This is a genomic window from Exiguobacterium aurantiacum (assembly GCF_001766415.1).
Classification (GTDB): domain Bacteria; phylum Bacillota; class Bacilli; order Exiguobacteriales; family Exiguobacteriaceae; genus Exiguobacterium; species Exiguobacterium aurantiacum_A.
In genome coordinates, this window is the sequence record NZ_MKXO01000002.1 from 219761 (window position 1) to 238246 (window position 18486).

Genomic DNA, 18486 nt, shown 5'->3' on the forward strand with positions numbered 1-18486 from the left:
TTCTCATTCCGATACCCGCGGCGGGGGAAGGGAAAGCCGACGGAATTACGAACTTCTGTTCGTTATATCTGTCACAGGGGTGGCCAAGAGGTTTATGTACGGGCGAGAATTCTCCCACCTACGCTAAGCTTCGCCCCAGACGCTTAGAGGTGGGAGAATTCTCGCTTAATTATGTTAAAGGATTCGACCGACAGCCAGCCAAACTTGTTTTGTATCCTCATACTTCTTTGCATGGAGTTTCACATATACTTCATAATTCCGATTATTTCACATGGAATTAAAGTTTACATTCATTTTCACTACGGGTAACAATTGTTGTAGAACGCTTTTTTATACACAGACAAAAAGCGAGTAGTGAAAGGGGTTTTGAAATGGAAGAACGGAACTGGCATACGCTATCGATTCAAGAGACCGAGGACCATCTCGATACTGACATCGATCAAGGATTGACGAAAGAAATGGCTCAAGCACGTATTGAACAGCACGGGAAAAATGTGCTCCCCGAACCGAAGAAGGACCCGAAATGGCTCAAGTTTTTGCGTCATTTCAACGACGTTCTCATCTACGTCCTTCTCGTCGCTGCTGTCATTACAGGCGTTCTTGGGTACTGGTATGACACGATCGTCATTGCGCTCGTCGTCCTTATCATCGGGATCATCGGATACTTGCAAGAAAACAAGGCCGAGCAAGCGCTCGAGGGAATCAAAAACATGTTGTCCCCATCCGCCCTCGTAAGGCGTGACGGGAAGCGAAAAGAGATTGAGGCGGAGTATCTCGTTCCGGGTGACCTCGTTTATTTGAAACCAGGGGATAAAATCCCTGTCGACTTGCGTCTCGTATCGGCCGAGAATATGAAAGTCGAAGAGTCGGCGTTGACCGGTGAAGCGACGACAGTCGACAAGACACTCGAACCGCTCGATGAGAAAATCGGTCTCGGCGACCGGACTAACTTAGCGTTCTCGGGAACGTCGGTCGCGGCCGGTACAGGTAGAGGAATTGTCGTCGCGACGGCCTCGAAAACCGAACTCGGGAAGATCAACGCATCGATTGCTGAGGTTGAAAAAGTGCAGACACCGCTCATTCAGCAGACACAACGTTTCGGTAAGACGGTCGCAAGCGTCATCGCAGGGGTCGCTGTCTTCGCGTTCATCTTTGGTTATTTCCTCCGCGATTATGAGACAGCCGAGCTGTTGCTCGCGGTCATCGGTCTCGCTGTCGCCGTCATCCCCGAAGGACTTCCGGCGATCATCTCGATCATCCTCGCCCTCGGTGTCCGCCAAATGGCTGACAATCAGGCAATCGTCAAAAGTTTGCCCGCTGTCGAGACACTCGGCGCCGTATCGGTCATCTGTTCTGACAAGACCGGTACGTTGACGAAAAACGAGATGACGGCACAAAATATCCAACTCGCTGACCGGACGCTCAGCGTCACCGGCTCGGGATACGTTCCAGAAGGTCGAATCGAACACGAAGGATCGCTCTATTCCAATAAACAGGACGACACGCTCAATGAACTTCTCCTAGCTGGGGTGACGTGTAACGATTCGGATCTATTCTATGACGAAGAGACGAAACAATGGATGATTACAGGTGACCCGACCGAGGGCTGTTTGCTCACGCTCGGTGAAAAGGCAGACGCGCCGATTCATCCGCTCCGCACCATCTCAAAAATCCCGTTCGATTCTGCCCATAAATACATGGCGACACTATCTGCACATGGCGACGAGCATGTCATGTACTTGAAAGGGGCACCAGACCGCTTGTTTACGATGGTCGAATCGGGCAACCCTAACTTCCCGGTCGCCGAATGGGAAGAGAAGATGACGGCGTTCGCCAAAAAAGGACAACGTGTCATCGGTGTCGCCAAACGTACGTTTAACACGTCGAAACAAAAGATTGACCACGACGATCTATATGATGATATCGAGTTTCTCGGTCTTATCGGTATCATGGACCCACCGCGCCCTGAAGCGATCGAAGCGGTCAATGAATGCCAGTCGGCCGGGATTCAAGTGAAGATGATCACGGGCGACCATAAAGAGACCGCGATCGCCATCGGAAATGAGCTCGGTATCCCAACAGAAGCAGGCGCGCTCCAAGGAACCGACATCGACGATTTGACTGACGAAGAGCTCACTCAAGTCGTCGGCAACTATAATATCTTTGCCCGGACGAGTCCAGAGAATAAGACACGCCTCGTTAAAGCGCTTCAAGAGCAAGACCATATCGTCGCCATGACCGGCGACGGCGTCAACGATGCCCCGGCACTGCGCCGTGCCGACATCGGTGTCGCGATGGGAATCAAAGGAACAGAAGTCTCGAAAGAAGCGGCCGAAATGGTCCTCGTCGACGACAACTTCAACACAATCTTCAAAGCAGTCAAAGAAGGTCGACGCGTCTATGACAACTTGAAAAAGACGATTCTGTTTATCTTGCCGACGAACGGAGCCCAAGGATTCGTCCTCCTCATGAGCATCTTCCTCGGCACCCAGTTGCCGCTCACGGCGCTGCAGATTCTGTGGGTAAACATGGTCGTCGCCATCACACTGTCGTTCGCGATCGCGTTTGAACCGCTCGAACCGTCAACGATGAAGCGAGCCCCTCGACCGAAGAAGACGCCGCTCCTTAGTCCTTACTATATCTTTCGGATTTTGCTCGTGTCGCTCATCATCGGGGGCGGCACACTGATTTACAACCTGTATATGAACGCAGGTGACTACAGCGTCGAATATATCCACACGATGACGTTGAACACGATCGTCATCGCCCAGATGTTCCACTTGTTCAACGTTCGCGTCGAAACAGAACCGGCACTCAATCGCTCGTTCTTCGACAATAAGATCGCATTTTACGTATCCGGGGCGCTCGTCTTGCTCCAACTGTTCATCACATACGTACCGTTCATGAACACCGCATTCGGTACGGTCGCGATTGCGGCAACGGATTGGATCATTCCGTTCGTCTTCGGTCTGGTTGTCTTCTTCTTGATTGAAATCGAGAAGGCAATATCTCGAAGCGTCATGAAACGTAAACAGTAACCCGAACGCGCGAACAGCCCGTCCCTCAATCGAGGAACGGGCTTTTTATATGGCTGTAAACATACCTTATCCCGTTTTTAAGTGTTGTTAAACCTAAAATTGAAAAATAAATGTTTACATTTTAACCACAAGGGAATAATAAGGTTATGTGAAAATAATTTTTGAAAAGAGTTGAGTCAATGATTGAGTTTAAAAATGTAGAGAAGACCTTCAAAAGTACGACTGTACTGAAGGAAATGAACTTGACGATTAACAAAGGCGAACTCGTCGTCTTTATCGGCCCGTCCGGCTGCGGTAAGACGACGTCGCTTAAAATGATCAACCGTTTGATCGAACCGACATCTGGGACGATTATCGTCAACGGTCAAGACACACGCAAGATGGACCCGATCGAACTGAGACGCCAAATGGGTTACGTCATTCAACAGACTGGCCTCTTCCCTCATATGACGATCCGCGAGAATATCCAATTGATCGCCGGTCTCGAAGGACACGCCGAACAGGATATGGACGCCCGGACCGAGCACTTGCTCCGCATGGTCGGCCTCGACCCGGATCAATTCATCGATCGCTATCCGAGTGAACTGAGCGGCGGTCAACAGCAGCGCATCGGCTTCGCCCGCGCCCTCATGAACGACCCGGAAGTCATCTTGATGGACGAGCCGTTCAGCGCCCTCGACCCTGTGACACGGAACGACCTCCAAGAAGAACTGTTCAACCTGCAAGAAGAAGTCAAGAAAACGATTGTATTCGTCACCCACGATATGGATGAGGCGATCAAGCTGGCTGATCGTATTTGTATCATGCGTGACGGGGAAATCGTTCAGTTCGATACACCGGAACAGATTCTCCGTAATCCGCAGGACGAGTACGTCGAAGCGTTCATCGGTAAAAATCGAATTTGGAACAGCCCTGAATACATTAAAGCGAAAGATATCATGATCACGGACCCTGTCTCGATCAGCGGCAAACGCACGGTGTTGCAAGCGATTGAAATCATGCGTTCACGCAAAGTCGACAGTCTCCTGATCACGGACCGCGATCGCGTCCTTCAAGGACTCATCAAATTGAAAGACGTCCACGGGATCCAAGATAAGACGAGACGACTCGAGGAAGTCATGAACGTGAACTACGCTTTCGTCTCGAGCGAGGACTCGCTCCTCGATATTTTAGACGTCATGAACACGAGCGACCAAGGCTATCTGCCGGTCGTGACCGGACCTATCCTTAACGGACTCATCACACGCAGCAGTTTGCTTTCCGTCCTCAGTGAGCAATTCATGCAAGAGGAGGAAACAATATGAATACGATTCAATCTTTTTTCAATTACGTCGCGAGCAACACCGACCAAATCGGTACGCTCTTGCTTGAACACTTGCAACTGACCGTCTTCGCCGTCTCGCTCGCAGTACTGATCGGTGTCCCGCTCGGTATTTTGATTCTCCGGATGCCACGCCTCGCCAAACCGATCCTCGGTCTGACGAGCGTCGTTCAGGCTGTGCCAAGTCTTGCCTTGCTCGGTTTCCTCATCCCGTTCATCGGAATCGGTTCGACACCGGCCATCATCATGGTCGTCCTGTATTCGCTGCTCCCGATCGTGAAGAACACGTACACGGGTCTGTCGAGCATTCCGGGTGACACGCTTGAATCCGCTAAAGGGATCGGCCTCACCGACCGCCAAATTTTAAGCAAGATCCAATTGCCGCTCGCCTTGCCGATCATCATGGCCGGGATTCGAATCTCAGCCGTCACAGCTGTCGGTCTCATGACGATTTCAGCGTTCGTCGGAGCAGGTGGTCTTGGTTACCTCGTCTTCGCCGGTATCCAGACAGTCGACAACAACCAGATCTTAGCAGGTGCGATTCCGGCCGGTCTACTCGCACTCTTGATCGACTTCATCGTCAGCCGTATCGAGTATAAAGTCGCTCCGAACGGGATTGTCCTCGCCGACGGACGGATGAAGAAGAAAAAACACCGTCCCGCTAGAAAAGTGGCGAAACCGCTCATCGTGATCGCGACAGCGTTCGCCTTGCTCCTCGCCGGTTCGATCTACGCCTTCACCCGTGAAGACGATACGATTGTCATCGGCTCGAAAAACTATACGGAGCAGGCGATCCTCGGGAACATGGTTGCCGATTTGATCGAAGACAAGACCGACCTCGAGGTGAAGCGTCAACTTAACCTCGGCGGTACGCAAGTCGCGTTCAGCGCACTCCGGACCGGTGAAATCGATGCCTATGTCGAGTACACCGGAACACTCTTCGTCGACGTCTTGAAGCAAGAAGTCGATAACGACCCGGACGCTGTCTACGAACAGGTCCGGTCGCAAATGCAAGAGCGGTTCGATATCCGGACACTCGACCCGATTGGATTTAACAATACGTTCGCTATCGCCGTCAAACAAGAAGACGCCGACAAGTATAACTTGAAGACCGTCTCTGACCTTGCCGCGGTGAGTGACGAGCTCGTCTTCGGCCCGACAATCGAATTCTCGAACCGGGAAGACGGCTATCTCGGCTTGAAAGAAGTGTATCCGTTCAACTTCGCAGACGTGAAACCGGTCGATGGCGGCCTTCGTTACACGGCGCTCATGAACGGCGAGAGCCAGGCAATCGATGGTTTCTCAACCGATGGCCTATTGAAGCGGTTCGAACTCGTCGTCCTCGAAGACGATCAACAGTTCTTCCCGCCTTACTACGCCGTCCCGATCGTCAATGAAGAGACGCTCACCGAGCATCCCGAGCTCGCAGACGTGTTGAACTTGCTCAACGGCAAAATCACGGACGAAATCATGCAAGAGTTGAACTACCTCGCCGACGTCGAAAAACAACGTCCCGAGAAAGTGGCTCACGACTTCCTCGTCTCTGAAGGTTTAATCGAAGAATAAAGACAGAAATCCCGCCCCTTGAAAAGGGCGGGATTTTGTCTGTCCGTTTGTTGACCACGTTGGTCGTTTTCGGCGCCTCGAATCGAACGACCTACATCGCTTTCCCCATCGAAACGCGGTTACGTCCGCTTTGCTTCGCCTGATAGAGCGCTCGGTCAGCCGCTTCGATCAAATCAGACTTCTCGACGTCTAGTCCGGGGATGTGTTCTGCGACGCCGATGCTGACGCTCACTTTGCGGAGCGGCTGATACGCTTCATGCAAAATGTTCAGCTTAAGAACTGCTTGGCGAATCCGTTCCGCGACTTCTTTTGACTGACGGGCATGGTGCGGCCGAAGTAACACCGCGAACTCCTCGCCGCCATAGCGGGCGACCATGCCATCTTCCCCGACCGCTTTATAAACGGCGTGTGCGACCCGTTCGAGACAGGCGTCCCCCGCCAAATGACCGTACGTATCGTTATACAGTTTGAACGCATCGATGTCGAGCAGGAGGAGCGCGACATCCGTACTTGTTTCTTCCGTCTCGTCCCAAAGTCGCTCGAGCTTTTCATCGAAGGCACGACGATTCCAAACGCCGGTCAAAGCGTCATGAAGCGACCGATGGATCAGCGCCTGCTTGCTGCGCTCGAGCCGGAACGTGTGCACGAATGCGAGCAACAAGAGGATGGCGATCGCGACGACGATGACGATCACCCACGTCGCCGAATTCGAGGCACTGACACTTCGCTGTGACGCCTCTTGAATGATCTTGTCGATGTCCTCCCGGATGTCGGCGTCAACGTCTCGAAATTGATTGATGTAATCAATCCCGCTATAGCGCCGTGCATTCGCTTCCACAATTTTGCCCGCATCGACGAGGGCAAGCTGCGACTCATAAAACAGCTCCATTTCATTAATAAGCGGAAGCGCCTCTCCTTGAATGATTTCCTGCATAATCGGATGGCGATGGTCAAGCTCGTGGATGACTTGAATCGTCTCAGCAAGAGCATACTTCGTCTCATTATATTGTCGGAGCGACAACATATCTTGATTATATGTATAGCCACGGACCGATAACTCTTGATCGAGCAGGAGCGCGAACAGTTCAGACGCCGCGTTCGCGATCGGAATCGCCTCTTCGACGATACGCTCGTTCTGCCGTTCGATGTTTTGGAAGGCGCTGTAGCTCCATAGACTCGTCAAGAACAGCGCTAATAACGCAATCAACAGATAGGCTTGCAAAAGTGACAGTTTTGGCCTCATGGTCGTTCTCTTCCTCATTTCAACAGATGACATTCGCTTCTGTCTTCACTATCGGTTGTTGCTTCGATTTTCTCAACTATTATGGATTGGTTTCCACAGATTGAGCGCACAAAAAAGGAGGATCCGACTGGAGCCTCCTTTCGTTTTGCTTATTTTGTTCCGAACAAACGGTCACCTGCGTCACCGAGTCCTGGCACGATGTAGCCATGTTCGTTCAACTTCTCGTCGAGTGCGGCGAGATAGATTTCAACGTCTGGGTGCTCGGCTTGAACGCGTTCGACGCCTTCTGGCGCTGCGCAGAGACAAGCAAGCTTGATCGACTTCGCGCCGTGTTTTTTAAGGGCTGCGATCGCATCAGCTGCAGATCCGCCGGTCGCAAGCATCGGGTCGACGACGATGAAGTCACGCTCGGTAATATCTGTCGGCAACTTGAGATAGTATTCGTGCGGCTCGAGCGTCTCTGGGTCACGGTAAAGACCGATGTGACCGACTTTGACGTTCGGCATCATTTTGAGGAAGCCATCCACCATGCCGAGGCCTGCCCGTAAAATTGGGACGATTCCCAATTTCTTGCCGGCAATCATCTTTTGTGTCGATACCGAGACCGGTGTCTCAATCTCCACATCAGTAAGCGGAAGGTCGCGTGTAATTTCATATGCCATGAGTGAAGAAACCTCTTCTACGAGTTCGCGGAACTGCTTCGTCCCCGTCTCTACTTTGCGCATAATCGTCATCTTGTGCTGAATCAATGGGTGATCATAAACGTGTACTTTTCCCATTTTGCTTCACTCCTCTCTAAATCTCTCTCGAGCATTGTACCCCAACTTCTCTTAGAAAGGTAGGGTCAACTTCCGTTTTTGAAGAGGTCAGACGAAACCCCAAGGGCCAGTTTGACACCTCGGGGTTGATCTACCTTCTAGATTAGAATTTGAAGAAGTTCAAAAAGCCGGCTGTCTTGTGCTTGGCTTTTGCACACATGTTGCCTTTGGCTTTTTCGTGCTCCACGAACTTGGCATGCTTAGCAGCATGTTTTTTCGCGTGCTTCTTCGCTTTCTTTTTGTCTTTTTTTAGTTCTTTTTCTGTTTTCTGCTTCGGCTCAGCTTGCTTCGAATCTTTTTGCTCGACTGGCTTCGTTGTCGTGCTCGTCGATGCAGCAGGCTTCGTCGGCGCTGTTGTCGGTTTTGACGCAGTCGACGTCTCTGTCGCTGGTTTTGTTGCTACCGGCTTTTGCGCAGTCGATGTTTCCGTCGCTACCGGCTTTGGCGCAGTCGATGTTTCCGTCGCTGGTTTCGTTGCTTCCGGTTTTGGTGCAGTCGATGTTTCCGTCGCTGGCTTCGTTGCTTCCGGTTTTGGTGCAGTCGATGTTTCCGTCGCCGGCTTCGTTGCTTCCGGTTTTGGTGCAGTCGATGTTTCCGTCGCTGGCTTCGTCGCTTCCGGTTTTGTTGCTGTTGACGTCTCTGTCGTTGGTGCTACCACGACAGGTGCCGGAGTCGGTGCCGTGTCTTTCGTCCGTGTCACAAGACCTGCGTTCCAGTTCACATAAGCGTCTGCTTCGTGGAAGTGGATAAACTTCGAGTCAGCGGCAAGTTTGTGGCTTTCCGCACTTTGACGCGTCGAGATCGTGAGCGTTTTGACCGAATGTTTCGTATCGACTGCTTGAAGTTTTTTGATCATGTTTTGTGACCAGGCGTCGCTTTTGATCGTGTCGGCGTTGAAGCTCTCCCACATGATGCCATCGACGTAAGGTGCTGTCGACGTTTCGAGTGTGTCAAAGCCCCAGTTTTGGACCATAGCGATGTTGCCGTATCGGGCACGCGCTTCTTTCAAGAAGTTGACGAGACCGTCACGTTGCTGCTTGAGCACGGTCGGGTTGTTCAAATGTTCGTTGTCGATATCGCCGACCGTATCCATGAACACGCCATCGATCCCTTTAGCGATGACTTGGTTTTGGATTTCCGTGAGCAAGAGCCCTTGGAAGTGCGGTGAAGCGATGTTCGTCAAGTAAGAATCCCATTCCGGGTAGTGGACACGTTGTCCGTTGCGCGTGAAGAAATCACCTGACTGAAGTTTTGACATGAGACCGGTGTTCCACGTCGCGACTTCCATGACACTAATATAACCGAGTACTTTCGTACCGCGTGACTTGATCTGTTCAACTTGAGCTTTTGTATAATGAAGCGGCTCGATGATGACGAGATCATAGTTTTGCATATCTTTGATGATCGTTTCGGTCGGATGACCATAATACACTTGATAGTTCTTCACACCGTCGAGTGGGTTCATCGTTTGCGCCCCCGTTTTTGACATGTTCAGACTAACAATTAACAACACTACCGTTAGAGACATAATAATCTTTTTCAATTTCAATACCTATTCCTCTCCTGATGACTGACAAAACTTGGTGACGGACAATGATGGTTGAATTGAGATGTGTCTCTCCGTTCCCCCTTTTCTTCATAAATTGATGACGAGAAGGTTAGTGCTGTGTGTTTTATAGATGTATCGGATTCATGTATGTAATGTTGAACCTTCGCAAAAAAAATTATAGGATAGTTTTCCAGCAAAATATAGTATCAATTTGACGACAAAAAAAACCGCTTCATGACATAGTCTTGTCATAAAGCGGGTAGTATATCTAGTTCAGCTATTATATCGAATCGATCGATTCAACAATTCCTCGAGCCGCATCAGGTCGATTGCGTACGTTTGTTTCGTCGTCAGGTCGATGAGGTAGACCCGTTGATCCCCAGGTTCGACCCAAACCTCGAAATGTTGCTCTTGTAAGTGTTCGTACAAGGAGAGCGTCCCGTGTTGGACGGCTGCTTCTGACTTGTCTCCGCCTGTCACATGCGTCAGGAGTTCGAACAGCTCTTGCGTATTCGGTCCATCCAGATATGACGTCTTCCCCTTCGTCTCGTACGTGGCGAGCTTCGTCTTCACCGAACGAGCGGACGAACTCATCAGCTTCGTGGTCATCGGCCGTCTGACACTGCCCCACACTTCGATGACCGCATCATATCGTTTAGACAATGTGAGCGAGGTGGCGTCGCTTACGTCTCCAATCGGCTGTTCAGCAAGTACGACTCGTTTCAACAGTTGGCGTTTTGAATGATCGAGCGTGAACACATCAGTTGTCGAATCAGTATATACATACTTTCCGGTGAAGGCGCTTGGAAGAACGGTGCGTTCCCATGACGATTCCGTACCCATCTGTAGCGCTACCCTGCCATCCGCTAACTTCGTGAGGAAAGCGTATCCGTCATTCTTTCCGCTCTTGAATACGAACAGCCCCGGTTCAATCGTCCGGTCGAGCGTCCGGCCGTTCCGCATCACCTCATACGTCACGTACAACGAACCACTGTCCGGCGTCTGGTAGCGGAATGTCGATCCCGGGACGATTGTTTCATGCGCTTGATTCAACCGGAACAAGTTGACGATTTTTGCGACATCGGGTTCCGGATAAAACGAGACCTCCTCTCCGACGTCGGTCTCGACTAGTTCACTCGAGACGAGCGATTCGAATTCGTTGACGGGGTCAATCTGGAACGTCCGCTCGATTTGTTCGTGGCTGTTCGCACAAGACAAATAACGGTCGTCACCGCTCACCCAATACTTAATCGTCTGACTGCCGAGCTCTGCATACAGCGGATGGCGAAACGTCACTTCAGCCACCTCGCCCCGGCGTGACGGGAGCCGTTCCGTCGTTTGTTGTCGACAATAGGCCAGCAGTCGCTTCTCTGTTTCCGGTAAAATGTGTTCCTGCTCATCCTGATTCGTCACGTACGCTTCGAGCGGACGTAACGCGAGGGCGTTAATCTCTTCTTTCGAACCACAACCGCTGAGGCAACAGAGGGCGAGCAGGGCAGTCCAACTCAGTCTCATCACTCGTCTCCCCTCTCCCTACATCGTCGTTATATGTATTATGTTATGTTGGCATAAATTCCCTCTCCATCATATCATAAGATACGAATCGATTATGTTTGCAGAAATATTACGAATCAAAAAAAACGGGTACCTCCAGCGGGCACCCGTTCGTTCATCAATTGTCGTCATCTTGGTCGTCATCGCGATCGTCTGCGCTGCTACGGTCATCATCACGTTCGATCTCTTTGACTTGCTCTTGCATGTTCAATTCAAGTTTGACGCGAACACCGGCTGTTGGCATCTCATCATCGATTTCATAGCGAGCGGCGAGTGGGTAGGTCACTTGCTTCCCGTCACGCTCAATGACGACGTCTCGATCTGAGAGGCTGACGAAACTACCGTAAATGTCGAAGTCGTCGCTCTCCCGGTCGACTTCTTTCACTTCATTGTTTTGATTGAACTCGAGTTTGACACGGTCACCGGCTTTCGGGGTGTCGTCATCAATCTCGTGGCGTGCCGCAAGTGGGTACGTCGATTCTTTTCCGCTAAAGCTGATCGTCACGTCCTGATCTGACAAGCTGACGAGCGTCCCGTATAGTTCATAGTCGTCATCGTCGACCGAACGGACGGGCACGTCACTTGAAGATGAATTCGATTCGGAAGTGGCGGCAGCTTCCTTCGCAGCGTCGTCTTTCGCGTCGTCGGTTCCACTATTGGCACTATCGATGGCGCGTGGGATGATGACCGTATCCGTCTTGTCGTTCGCGATATACAACCCGACCCCCGCGACAGCGAGTACGGCCAGGCCGACCCCTAAAATCCACCCAAGTAATTTCATGATGTTTCCTCCTCGTTCCATGTGCTGTTCCTTCTCTACACCTTCATCATAGAACGTTGACGTTAGAGCACCACGAGGATTTCATTAGAAAATGATGAGTGCCTGAGAAACTTTCCTCATTTCGTGACGAAGAATACGCTCCCGTCCGGCGCGTTCGCGTAACTACCAACCTTCCAGCCGTTCAAATCGGCGACTTCTTTGGCGATGGCAAGCCCGAGACCGCTGCCGCTCCGGTCGCGCGCTTCATCAAGCCGATAGAACCGGTCGAACAACCGCGCACGCGCCTCCTCGGTCAGAGTCGTCCCATGGTCGCGCACCTCAATCCGATTTGGTGTCATCGTTACGCTCGTGTCAGCCGCGTACTTCAAACTGTTATCGATGAAGATGACAATCAATCGCTGCAACGAGTCACGATGTCCAGCCCAACTTCCTGCCGCTTCGATCGGAACGTGTTTTCCGTGCGACCGTTCGAACCGTTCCTCAAGTTGTCGTGCGAGGTCGCTCAAGTCGATCTGTTCGACTTCGATGTCCTCTAAAGCGGCGAAGCGGCTCAGTTCGAGCATCGGTTCAATCAAGTCCTCCCGCATCTGTCTCGACTCGGTCAAAATATGATCGATCGCCTCATCTCGCACGACGGGGTCGTGTTGACCCCAACGTCTGAGCAACTTGGCGTACCCTTCGATGACGGTGAGCGGGGTTTTGAGTTCATGTGAAACATCCGCGACGAAACGGCGTTGTTGCTCCATCGACCCTTCGACACGGGCAATCATCTGATTGAATCCGGTCGCGAGCGTCGACACCTCATCTTGATTCGGACCGACGTCAATCGTCTCGAGCGTCCCCGACTCCGTGATCCGGCCCATCGTCGACTCGAGCCGCCGGAGCGGGTCGAGTCCTTGGCGCACGATCCATAAACTGCCGACGAACGTCATCGCCACCGCGATCAGGAAAATGATGAGAAAGATCGTCGCGAGCGTCTGTAACGTCTCACTTACCGCCGCGTCTTGAAAGGCAAAACCGAGACCGTTCGACGTGGCGATGACGAACCAGTCATCAATCAGTGCCGGCTCTCCAAAATTGACGGGAAAACTCAAACCGTCTGCCGCCTGTCCGCCGATGATGCCCCAATCGCCATTGCTCTGCCGCTCGAGGACGACACTGTCCTCATGCAGTGACAGCACGGCCTGACGGTTCCGCTCATCCTCTTCGAGCAGACTGAGCGCTTGACGGAGCACGTCATAGCGAGCGTCGACGATTTGCTGGCGCGAGACGACCCAGGCGACCCCGAACGACGTGATGAGCAAAAACAGCATGAACCCGGCCATCCCGAGGGCGATCTTCGTCCGTAATTTCATACTCACTCACCACGCTTCAGCATATAGCCGACGCCTCGTACCGTCTGAATCCAAGAACCTCCGAGTTTCTTCCGTAAGTAACGCACGTATACGTCGACGACGTTCGTGTCCCCATAATAGTCGAAACCCCAGACGTGCTCGACGAGTTGGTCGCGCGTGAGCACGCGTTCTGGATGCTCGAGCAAATAGACGATCAAATCGAATTCACGACGAGTCAACTCGACTTTCTGTCCTTCGCACGTCACCTCATGCCGGTTAACGTCGACCGTGAGTCCCTCATAGGACAAAACACGTTCAGTCGCATCGACATGAACGTGCTGGCGCATCCGCAAAAATGCACGGATCCGGGCAAGCAGTTCCTCCATCTCGAACGGCTTTGTGATGTAATCATCCGCCCCAAGGTCGAGCCCGCTCACTTTATCGTACCGGTCGCCCCGCGCCGTCACCATCAAGACCGGAAGCAACGGTTGTTCTTCCTTCACCCGACGGACGACCTCGAGCCCGCTCATTTGTGGAAGCATCACGTCTAAAAGCATCAAGTCGATTCCCCCGGCGAGCGCTCGTTCAAGCCCGCTGCGTCCGTCGTGGGTGACCTCGACTTGATAGCCGGCGTGCATCAGTTCAAGTTCAAGCAGTCTGGCAATTTTGGCATCGTCTTCTACGACGAGGATTGTCGGCATATAGTTCATCCTTTCTTGAAAAAAAGCGCCGAGCAGTCCGCCCGACGCATCCTTATTCTGTTCCCGGATTCATCAGTCGAAAAACGGACGAACCGCTTCTGGAATCGCCTGTTCGACGCGAAGCTCGATCGAGTCGCTGAAGCGTTCAAATGAGGATTCGAGCCCTTCCGCTTGGAACGACACGTCAGTCCCGAATTGAACGATTTGATCGAGCCAAGCATTTCCAGTCAGCGTGAAAATCAAAAATCCTGCCACTCCGGCTGCCATCAATGTGAGTGCGAGCGCCCCGATGATTGCGCCTTTCATGAATCGGGCGACTTTACCTGTTGTACTGCGTTGCATATGCCTCTCCCCCTGCTTCTTTTTCTTTATTATACGGGAGCGGGTTGAGAAACGTTGGTGAACCAGATTAGAATTTGATGAGAAAAAGGTTGCGGCATGGCCGCAACCTCATTCGTTTTCTAGTACCGATTTCGCAATCGGTGCCCAGTATGTGCCTTCCATTGCGGCGACTTCGGCGAGCGTCGTCCGGTACGCTTTGTCCCCGGCCTTCTTCTCAGCAATGCCCTTCATCCACAGGACGTCTGTCTTGTAGCCCGATTCCGGGTACGTTTCGACGTACGCCGCATAGTCTGACACTTCTGCTTCTCCGAGCTTGTTGTCGACGAGGAGGCGATAGAAGCCGACGGCCTGTTCTTGCCCGGCTTTCGGCGTGCCTTCGAGCAGGGCGTCCGCCTCTTTATAGCGCTTGTCTTGAACGAGCGTCTCGACATCCGCAAGCGGAATGACTTGTTGTGTCGGTGTCGCCGACGCTTCCTCTTCGACCGGCGCTTCTTCCGTCTGCAACGCCTCGTTCGCTTCCTCGAGACGGGCGACTTCTTGCTCGAGCTCTTCTAACCGTTTGGCGAGCGCCTCGTCCTCGGTCACCGTCTCGACCCGCGGCGCGTCTTCAGTCATCGGTGCGACGGGCGGAGTCGCTTCAGGCCAAAATGCGAGGGCGACAAGCGCCAACGCGACGACAGCCGGTAGTCCGAGCCACTTCTTGTCCCATTTAAAGACATCACGCCACGGCGAGAGGTCCGCATGCTGCATGACGGCTGGCGACAACGAACGAAAGCGGCGCTTGGCCGCCTTCTTGCCGTTCGCTTTCATTTCGAGCGCGAGTCCGAGCCGATGGAACGCTGCCGGCACTTTCATCCCGAGAAGCGGCACAATCCGTTCGCTCGCCTCGACGTAATAGCCGTGGTCAAGGAGCGTCATCACGACGCCAAACTCGTTCGCGACGAGACGGAACGTCGGGTCATGCTCTCCTTTTCGGATGAGCCATTCCGTCATATCGATGAGCGGCAGTTCTGCAAGTTCCCGTTCTGCTAGTGTCCGTGCGTCCATTCGTCAGCCTCGTTCAGGATAGAGCGAGAATTTCGCCGTCAAGGCACGTACGTCTTCGTGCGCCTCGGCGAGCACTGCTTCATCTTCATGGTTTGTCAGGACACGACCGATCAGGCGGGCGACTTCACGCATGTCGTCTTCTTTCAAACCGCGTGTCGTCATCGCAGCCGTCCCGAGACGAATCCCGCTCGTGACGAACGGTGACGCCGGGTCGAACGGGATCGTGTTCTTGTTGACCGTGATACCGGCCGCATCGAGCGCATGCTCGGCCGCTTTACCGGTAATGTCGATGCCACGGAGGTCGACGAGGAGGAGATGGTTGTCCGTACCGCCCGATACGATGCGGAGCCCTTCTTCTTCTAAACCTTGCGCGAGCACTTGCGCGTTTTTGATGACTTGCGCCTGATAGTCTTTAAACTCAGGTTGGAGCGCCTCTCCGAACGCCACCGCTTTCGCGGCGATGACGTGCATGAGCGGGCCGCCTTGAATACCAGGGAAAATCGACTTGTCGATCGCTTTGGCGAACTCTTCTTTACAAAGGATCATCCCGCCGCGCGGGCCGCGAAGCGTCTTGTGCGTCGTCGTCGTCACGAAGTGCGCATGCTCGACCGGGTTCGGATGGAGTCCGGCCGCGACGAGTCCGGCGATGTGGGCCATATCGACCATGAGATAGGCGTCGACGCTGTCGGCGATTTCACGGAACTTGGCGAAATCGATCGTCCGCGGGTATGCTGACGCTCCGGCGACGATCAGTTTTGGTTTATGTTCTTTCGCGAGGGCTGCGACGACGTCATAGTCGATGTGTTCTGTGTCTTTGTCCACACCGTACTCGACGAAGTTGTACTGGACGCCCGAGAAGTTGACCGGACTTCCGTGCGTCAAATGGCCACCGTGCGACAAGTTCATGCCGAGCACCGTGTCGCCCGCTTCAAGCACCGTGAAGTAGACGGCCATGTTCGCTTGCGCACCCGAATGCGGCTGAACGTTGGCGTGTTCTGCACCGAACAGTTCCTTCGCCCGGTCGCGTGCCAAGTTTTCGGCCACGTCGACGAACTCACAACCACCGTAGTAACGGCGACCTGGGTAACCTTCGGCGTATTTGTTCGTGAGAACCCCGCCTTGCGCTTCCATGACCGCTTCTGAGACAAAGTTCTCCGAGGCGATTAGTTCGATGTTCTCCCGTTGACGGGCGAGCTCGTGTTGCATCGCTTCAAACAATTCCGCATCCTGCACTTTCAACTTCGTCGTGTTTACCATGTTGAAACCCCCTCTGAATGTCTAAAAATCAACAACCCCATCGTACCATATGCTCGTTTTTTTGGGTATCGTCATAATCGGGCTCAAAGTTGGGTATGGTATTGAAGAAGAACATTAGAGGAGGACAATTATGATTGAGACGAGACAAGTGACGATTACCCCGTTCGAGCGCGAGCGGACGGTGCGGATTTATACGCCTAACGACTACGAGCTGACGGACAAGCGCTACCCGGTGCTCTACATGCACGACGGACAGAACGCGTTCGACGACGCGGACGCGAGCTACAATATGAGCTGGCGCGTCGGAGAGTATTTGGACGCCTCAAAGCGCGACTTGATCGTCGTCGCCATCGATAGCGCACCGGGTGAGATGCGACTCGACGAATACGGCCCTTGGGAAAATCCGTTCGTCGGGGAAGCACTCTATGGTCGAGAATTGACATTAGGCGGCCAAGGCTCGGCCTACATCGAATATATCGCCCAAGAGCTGAAGCCGATGATTGACGACGCGTATCGGACGAAACCAGACGAGACCGGGATGATCGGCAGCTCGATGGGGGGACTCATCTCGGTGTATGCCGCCTCCGTCTATCCGGACATCTTCAAACGTGTTGCTTCCTTGTCGTCAGCGTTCTGGTTCAACCAGACCGAACTCGAGCAGTTGATCGAGTCGAGTGATTTGAAAGGTATCGAGCGTCTATATATGGACGTCGGCCGTAAAGAAGTCGAGCAGCCGTCAGAGGATGGGCCGACGAACGAGATGTATCTCGAGTCGAGCGAGCGCGTCTACGCCTTACTACGCGACAAAGTCGATCACTTGCGCTTCGAAGTCATCGAAGAAGGTGTGCATAACGAACTCGCCTGGCGCGAACGTTTCCCGATGGTCGTATCGTATCTGTTCAGTGAAGACATATAACGCAAAAGACAGCCGGTCGCTATGACCGGCTGTCTTTGTTATTTCGCTGGATAATGTGCCCGAGGGCCACCGATTAGTTTCGGTCTCGTGACGGCGAACGTGACGTACGCCTCGCCGAGCTGTTTCGCCGATAACCGGACCGGGATCGCGACCGGCTTCAAGTGCATGCCGATCAGCGTCGAGCCGATGTCGATCCCCGCGTCCGCTTGAATCGATTCGACGACGCACGGCGCGTTGAGGCGCTCATACGCTTTCTCCGCCATCGCCCCGCCCGCTGAGCGGACCGGGACGACGGTCACTTCGGTCAGACCGAACTGCTTCTGCGTCCGACGCTCGACGGTGAGGGCACGGTTAATGTGCTCGCACCCTTGAAACGCCAGATGGACGCCCGTCTTGTCACGAAACGCGAGAAACGCTTCGATGAATTCCGACGCCACATCGATCGATCCAGCTTTCCCGATCGTCTTGCCGATGACTTCGCTCGTCGAACAGCCGATGATGAGGATCTTGTCCTCATCGAGCGGAAAGCGTTCGTGCAGCTCCAACAGCAGGTTCGAAAGTTCAGCTTTCATCGCGGTCACTTCGTTTCGTAAGCGCTCATTTTATCGACACGGTTCGAGTGACGTCCGCCCTCGAAATCTGTATCGAGCCACGTCGCCACCAAGTCAATCGCGAGCCCCGGTCCGACGACACGCTCGCCCATCGTCATGATGTTCGAGTCGTTATGTTGACGTGTCGCCTTGGCGCTGAACGAGTCGTGAACGAGTGCTGCGCGGATCCCTTTGACTTTGTTCGCCGCAATGCCGATACCGATCCCTGTGCCGCAAATCAAGATGCCGCGGTCGAACTCGCCGGCAGCGACAGCCTCAGCGACCGGGATGGCTACGTCTGGATAATCAATCGACTCGGCCGAGTGTGTCCCGAAATCTTTATACTCGTGTCCAAGCTCTTCTAGTAATCCGATAATGTCTTTCTTCAAGTTGAATCCGCCGTGGTCGGCGCCGATTGCAATTTTCATG

16 protein-coding genes are annotated in these 18486 nt (G+C 53.1%); 4 read left to right on the forward strand and 12 right to left on the reverse strand.

Annotated elements, in window-relative coordinates; all coding sequences use genetic code 11:
- Positions 1 to 371 precede the first annotated feature (371 nt).
- The 3 genes from BJU60_RS07025 (at position 372) to BJU60_RS07035 (ending at position 5925) form a co-directional block, all read left to right on the forward strand.
- Positions 372 to 3038 carry a cation-transporting P-type ATPase gene (locus BJU60_RS07025; protein WP_070328181.1) on the forward strand — a complete coding sequence of 889 codons (2667 nt, stop codon included), beginning with the start codon at positions 372 to 374 and terminating at the stop codon, positions 3036 to 3038.
- 179 nt (positions 3039 to 3217) lie between these two features.
- Entirely contained in the window at positions 3218 to 4342 is a 1125-nt protein-coding gene (locus tag BJU60_RS07030) for an ABC transporter ATP-binding protein (RefSeq protein WP_070328182.1), read from the forward strand.
- Positions 4339 to 5925, forward strand: coding sequence for an ABC transporter permease/substrate-binding protein (locus tag BJU60_RS07035; RefSeq protein ID WP_070328183.1), 1587 nt, complete (start codon positions 4339 to 4341; stop codon positions 5923 to 5925). The genes BJU60_RS07030 and BJU60_RS07035 overlap by 4 nt, the downstream gene beginning before the upstream one ends.
- A 91-nt stretch (positions 5926 to 6016) precedes the next feature.
- Here the strand turns inward: BJU60_RS07035 and BJU60_RS07040 are convergent, their stop codons facing one another.
- From BJU60_RS07040 to glyA, 10 genes are all read right to left on the reverse strand, one after another.
- Positions 6017 to 7168, reverse strand: coding sequence for a GGDEF domain-containing protein (locus tag BJU60_RS07040; protein ID WP_070328184.1), 1152 nt, complete (start codon positions 7166 to 7168; stop codon positions 6017 to 6019).
- A 149-nt stretch (positions 7169 to 7317) separates the two neighbouring features.
- The gene (upp, locus tag BJU60_RS07045) at positions 7318 to 7947 is read right to left on the reverse strand and encodes a uracil phosphoribosyltransferase (RefSeq protein WP_035386536.1); all 630 of its coding nucleotides are present in this window, start codon (positions 7945 to 7947) and stop codon (positions 7318 to 7320) included.
- Between the two features lie 142 nt (positions 7948 to 8089).
- Positions 8090 to 9475: an endo alpha-1,4 polygalactosaminidase gene (locus tag BJU60_RS07050; protein WP_217265639.1), complete on the reverse strand. Its 1386-nt coding sequence runs from the start codon at positions 9473 to 9475 to the stop codon at positions 8090 to 8092.
- A gap of 333 nt (positions 9476 to 9808) precedes the next feature.
- Complete coding sequence (locus BJU60_RS07055; protein WP_070328186.1) at positions 9809 to 11050, reverse strand: hypothetical protein; 1242 nt, start codon at positions 11048 to 11050, stop codon at positions 9809 to 9811.
- A 157-nt stretch (positions 11051 to 11207) separates the two neighbouring features.
- On the reverse strand, positions 11208 to 11870 hold the full coding sequence (locus BJU60_RS07060; RefSeq protein ID WP_254281668.1) for a hypothetical protein: 663 nt from the start codon (positions 11868 to 11870) through the stop codon (positions 11208 to 11210).
- Between the two features lie 116 nt (positions 11871 to 11986).
- Positions 11987 to 13225 (reverse strand): sensor histidine kinase, encoded by a 1239-nt coding sequence (locus tag BJU60_RS07065; protein ID WP_070328188.1) that lies wholly within the window; start codon positions 13223 to 13225, stop codon positions 11987 to 11989.
- 2 nt (positions 13226 to 13227) lie between these two features.
- The gene (locus tag BJU60_RS07070) at positions 13228 to 13905 is read right to left on the reverse strand and encodes a response regulator transcription factor (RefSeq protein WP_070328189.1); all 678 of its coding nucleotides are present in this window, start codon (positions 13903 to 13905) and stop codon (positions 13228 to 13230) included.
- A gap of 72 nt (positions 13906 to 13977) precedes the next feature.
- Entirely contained in the window at positions 13978 to 14247 is a 270-nt protein-coding gene (locus BJU60_RS07075; RefSeq protein WP_070328190.1) for a hypothetical protein, read from the reverse strand.
- Between the two features lie 108 nt (positions 14248 to 14355).
- Positions 14356 to 15294, reverse strand: coding sequence for a hypothetical protein (locus BJU60_RS07080; protein WP_070328191.1), 939 nt, complete (start codon positions 15292 to 15294; stop codon positions 14356 to 14358).
- Positions 15295 to 15297: 3 nt separating this feature from the next.
- Positions 15298 to 16551, reverse strand: a complete 1254-nt coding sequence (gene glyA / locus BJU60_RS07085; RefSeq protein WP_070328192.1) for a serine hydroxymethyltransferase — start codon at positions 16549 to 16551, stop codon at positions 15298 to 15300.
- A gap of 130 nt (positions 16552 to 16681) precedes the next feature.
- Between glyA and BJU60_RS07090 the strand changes: the two genes are divergently transcribed.
- Positions 16682 to 17467, forward strand: a complete 786-nt coding sequence (locus BJU60_RS07090; RefSeq protein ID WP_070328193.1) for an alpha/beta hydrolase — start codon at positions 16682 to 16684, stop codon at positions 17465 to 17467.
- A gap of 38 nt (positions 17468 to 17505) precedes the next feature.
- Here BJU60_RS07090 and BJU60_RS07095 read toward each other — a convergent pair whose 3' ends face one another.
- The gene (locus BJU60_RS07095; protein WP_438802338.1) at positions 17506 to 18048 is read right to left on the reverse strand and encodes a TIGR01440 family protein; all 543 of its coding nucleotides are present in this window, start codon (positions 18046 to 18048) and stop codon (positions 17506 to 17508) included.
- Complete coding sequence (rpiB, locus tag BJU60_RS07100) at positions 18045 to 18485, reverse strand: ribose 5-phosphate isomerase B (protein WP_070328195.1); 441 nt, start codon at positions 18483 to 18485, stop codon at positions 18045 to 18047. The genes BJU60_RS07095 and rpiB overlap by 4 nt, the downstream gene beginning before the upstream one ends.
- Position 18486: the final 1 nt, after the last annotated feature.

Bases quoted from the DNA above. Each gene is read 5' to 3' on its own strand.
- BJU60_RS07040 (WP_070328184.1), bottom strand. From the start codon at position 7,168: ATGAGGCCAAAACTGTCACTTTTGCAAGCCTATCTGTTGATTGCGTTA.
- BJU60_RS07055 (WP_070328186.1), bottom strand. From the start codon at position 11,050: ATGAGACTGAGTTGGACTGCCCTGCTCGCCCTCTGTTGCCTCAGCGGT.
- rpiB (WP_070328195.1), bottom strand. From the start codon at position 18,485: ATGAAAATTGCAATCGGCGCCGACCACGGCGGATTCAACTTGAAGAAA.
- glyA (WP_070328192.1), bottom strand. From the start codon at position 16,551: ATGGTAAACACGACGAAGTTGAAAGTGCAGGATGCGGAATTGTTTGAA.
- BJU60_RS07075 (WP_070328190.1), bottom strand. From the start codon at position 14,247: ATGCAACGCAGTACAACAGGTAAAGTCGCCCGATTCATGAAAGGCGCA.
- BJU60_RS07065 (WP_070328188.1), bottom strand. From the start codon at position 13,225: ATGAAATTACGGACGAAGATCGCCCTCGGGATGGCCGGGTTCATGCTG.
- BJU60_RS07080 (WP_070328191.1), bottom strand. From the start codon at position 15,294: ATGGACGCACGGACACTAGCAGAACGGGAACTTGCAGAACTGCCGCTC.
- BJU60_RS07050 (WP_217265639.1), bottom strand. From the start codon at position 9,475: ATGTCAAAAACGGGGGCGCAAACGATGAACCCACTCGACGGTGTGAAG.
- BJU60_RS07025 (WP_070328181.1), top strand. From the start codon at position 372: ATGGAAGAACGGAACTGGCATACGCTATCGATTCAAGAGACCGAGGAC.
- upp (WP_035386536.1), bottom strand. From the start codon at position 7,947: ATGGGAAAAGTACACGTTTATGATCACCCATTGATTCAGCACAAGATG.
- BJU60_RS07030 (WP_070328182.1), top strand. From the start codon at position 3,218: ATGATTGAGTTTAAAAATGTAGAGAAGACCTTCAAAAGTACGACTGTA.
- BJU60_RS07035 (WP_070328183.1), top strand. From the start codon at position 4,339: ATGAATACGATTCAATCTTTTTTCAATTACGTCGCGAGCAACACCGAC.
- BJU60_RS07070 (WP_070328189.1), bottom strand. From the start codon at position 13,905: ATGCCGACAATCCTCGTCGTAGAAGACGATGCCAAAATTGCCAGACTG.
- BJU60_RS07060 (WP_254281668.1), bottom strand. From the start codon at position 11,870: ATGAAATTACTTGGGTGGATTTTAGGGGTCGGCCTGGCCGTACTCGCT.
- BJU60_RS07090 (WP_070328193.1), top strand. From the start codon at position 16,682: ATGATTGAGACGAGACAAGTGACGATTACCCCGTTCGAGCGCGAGCGG.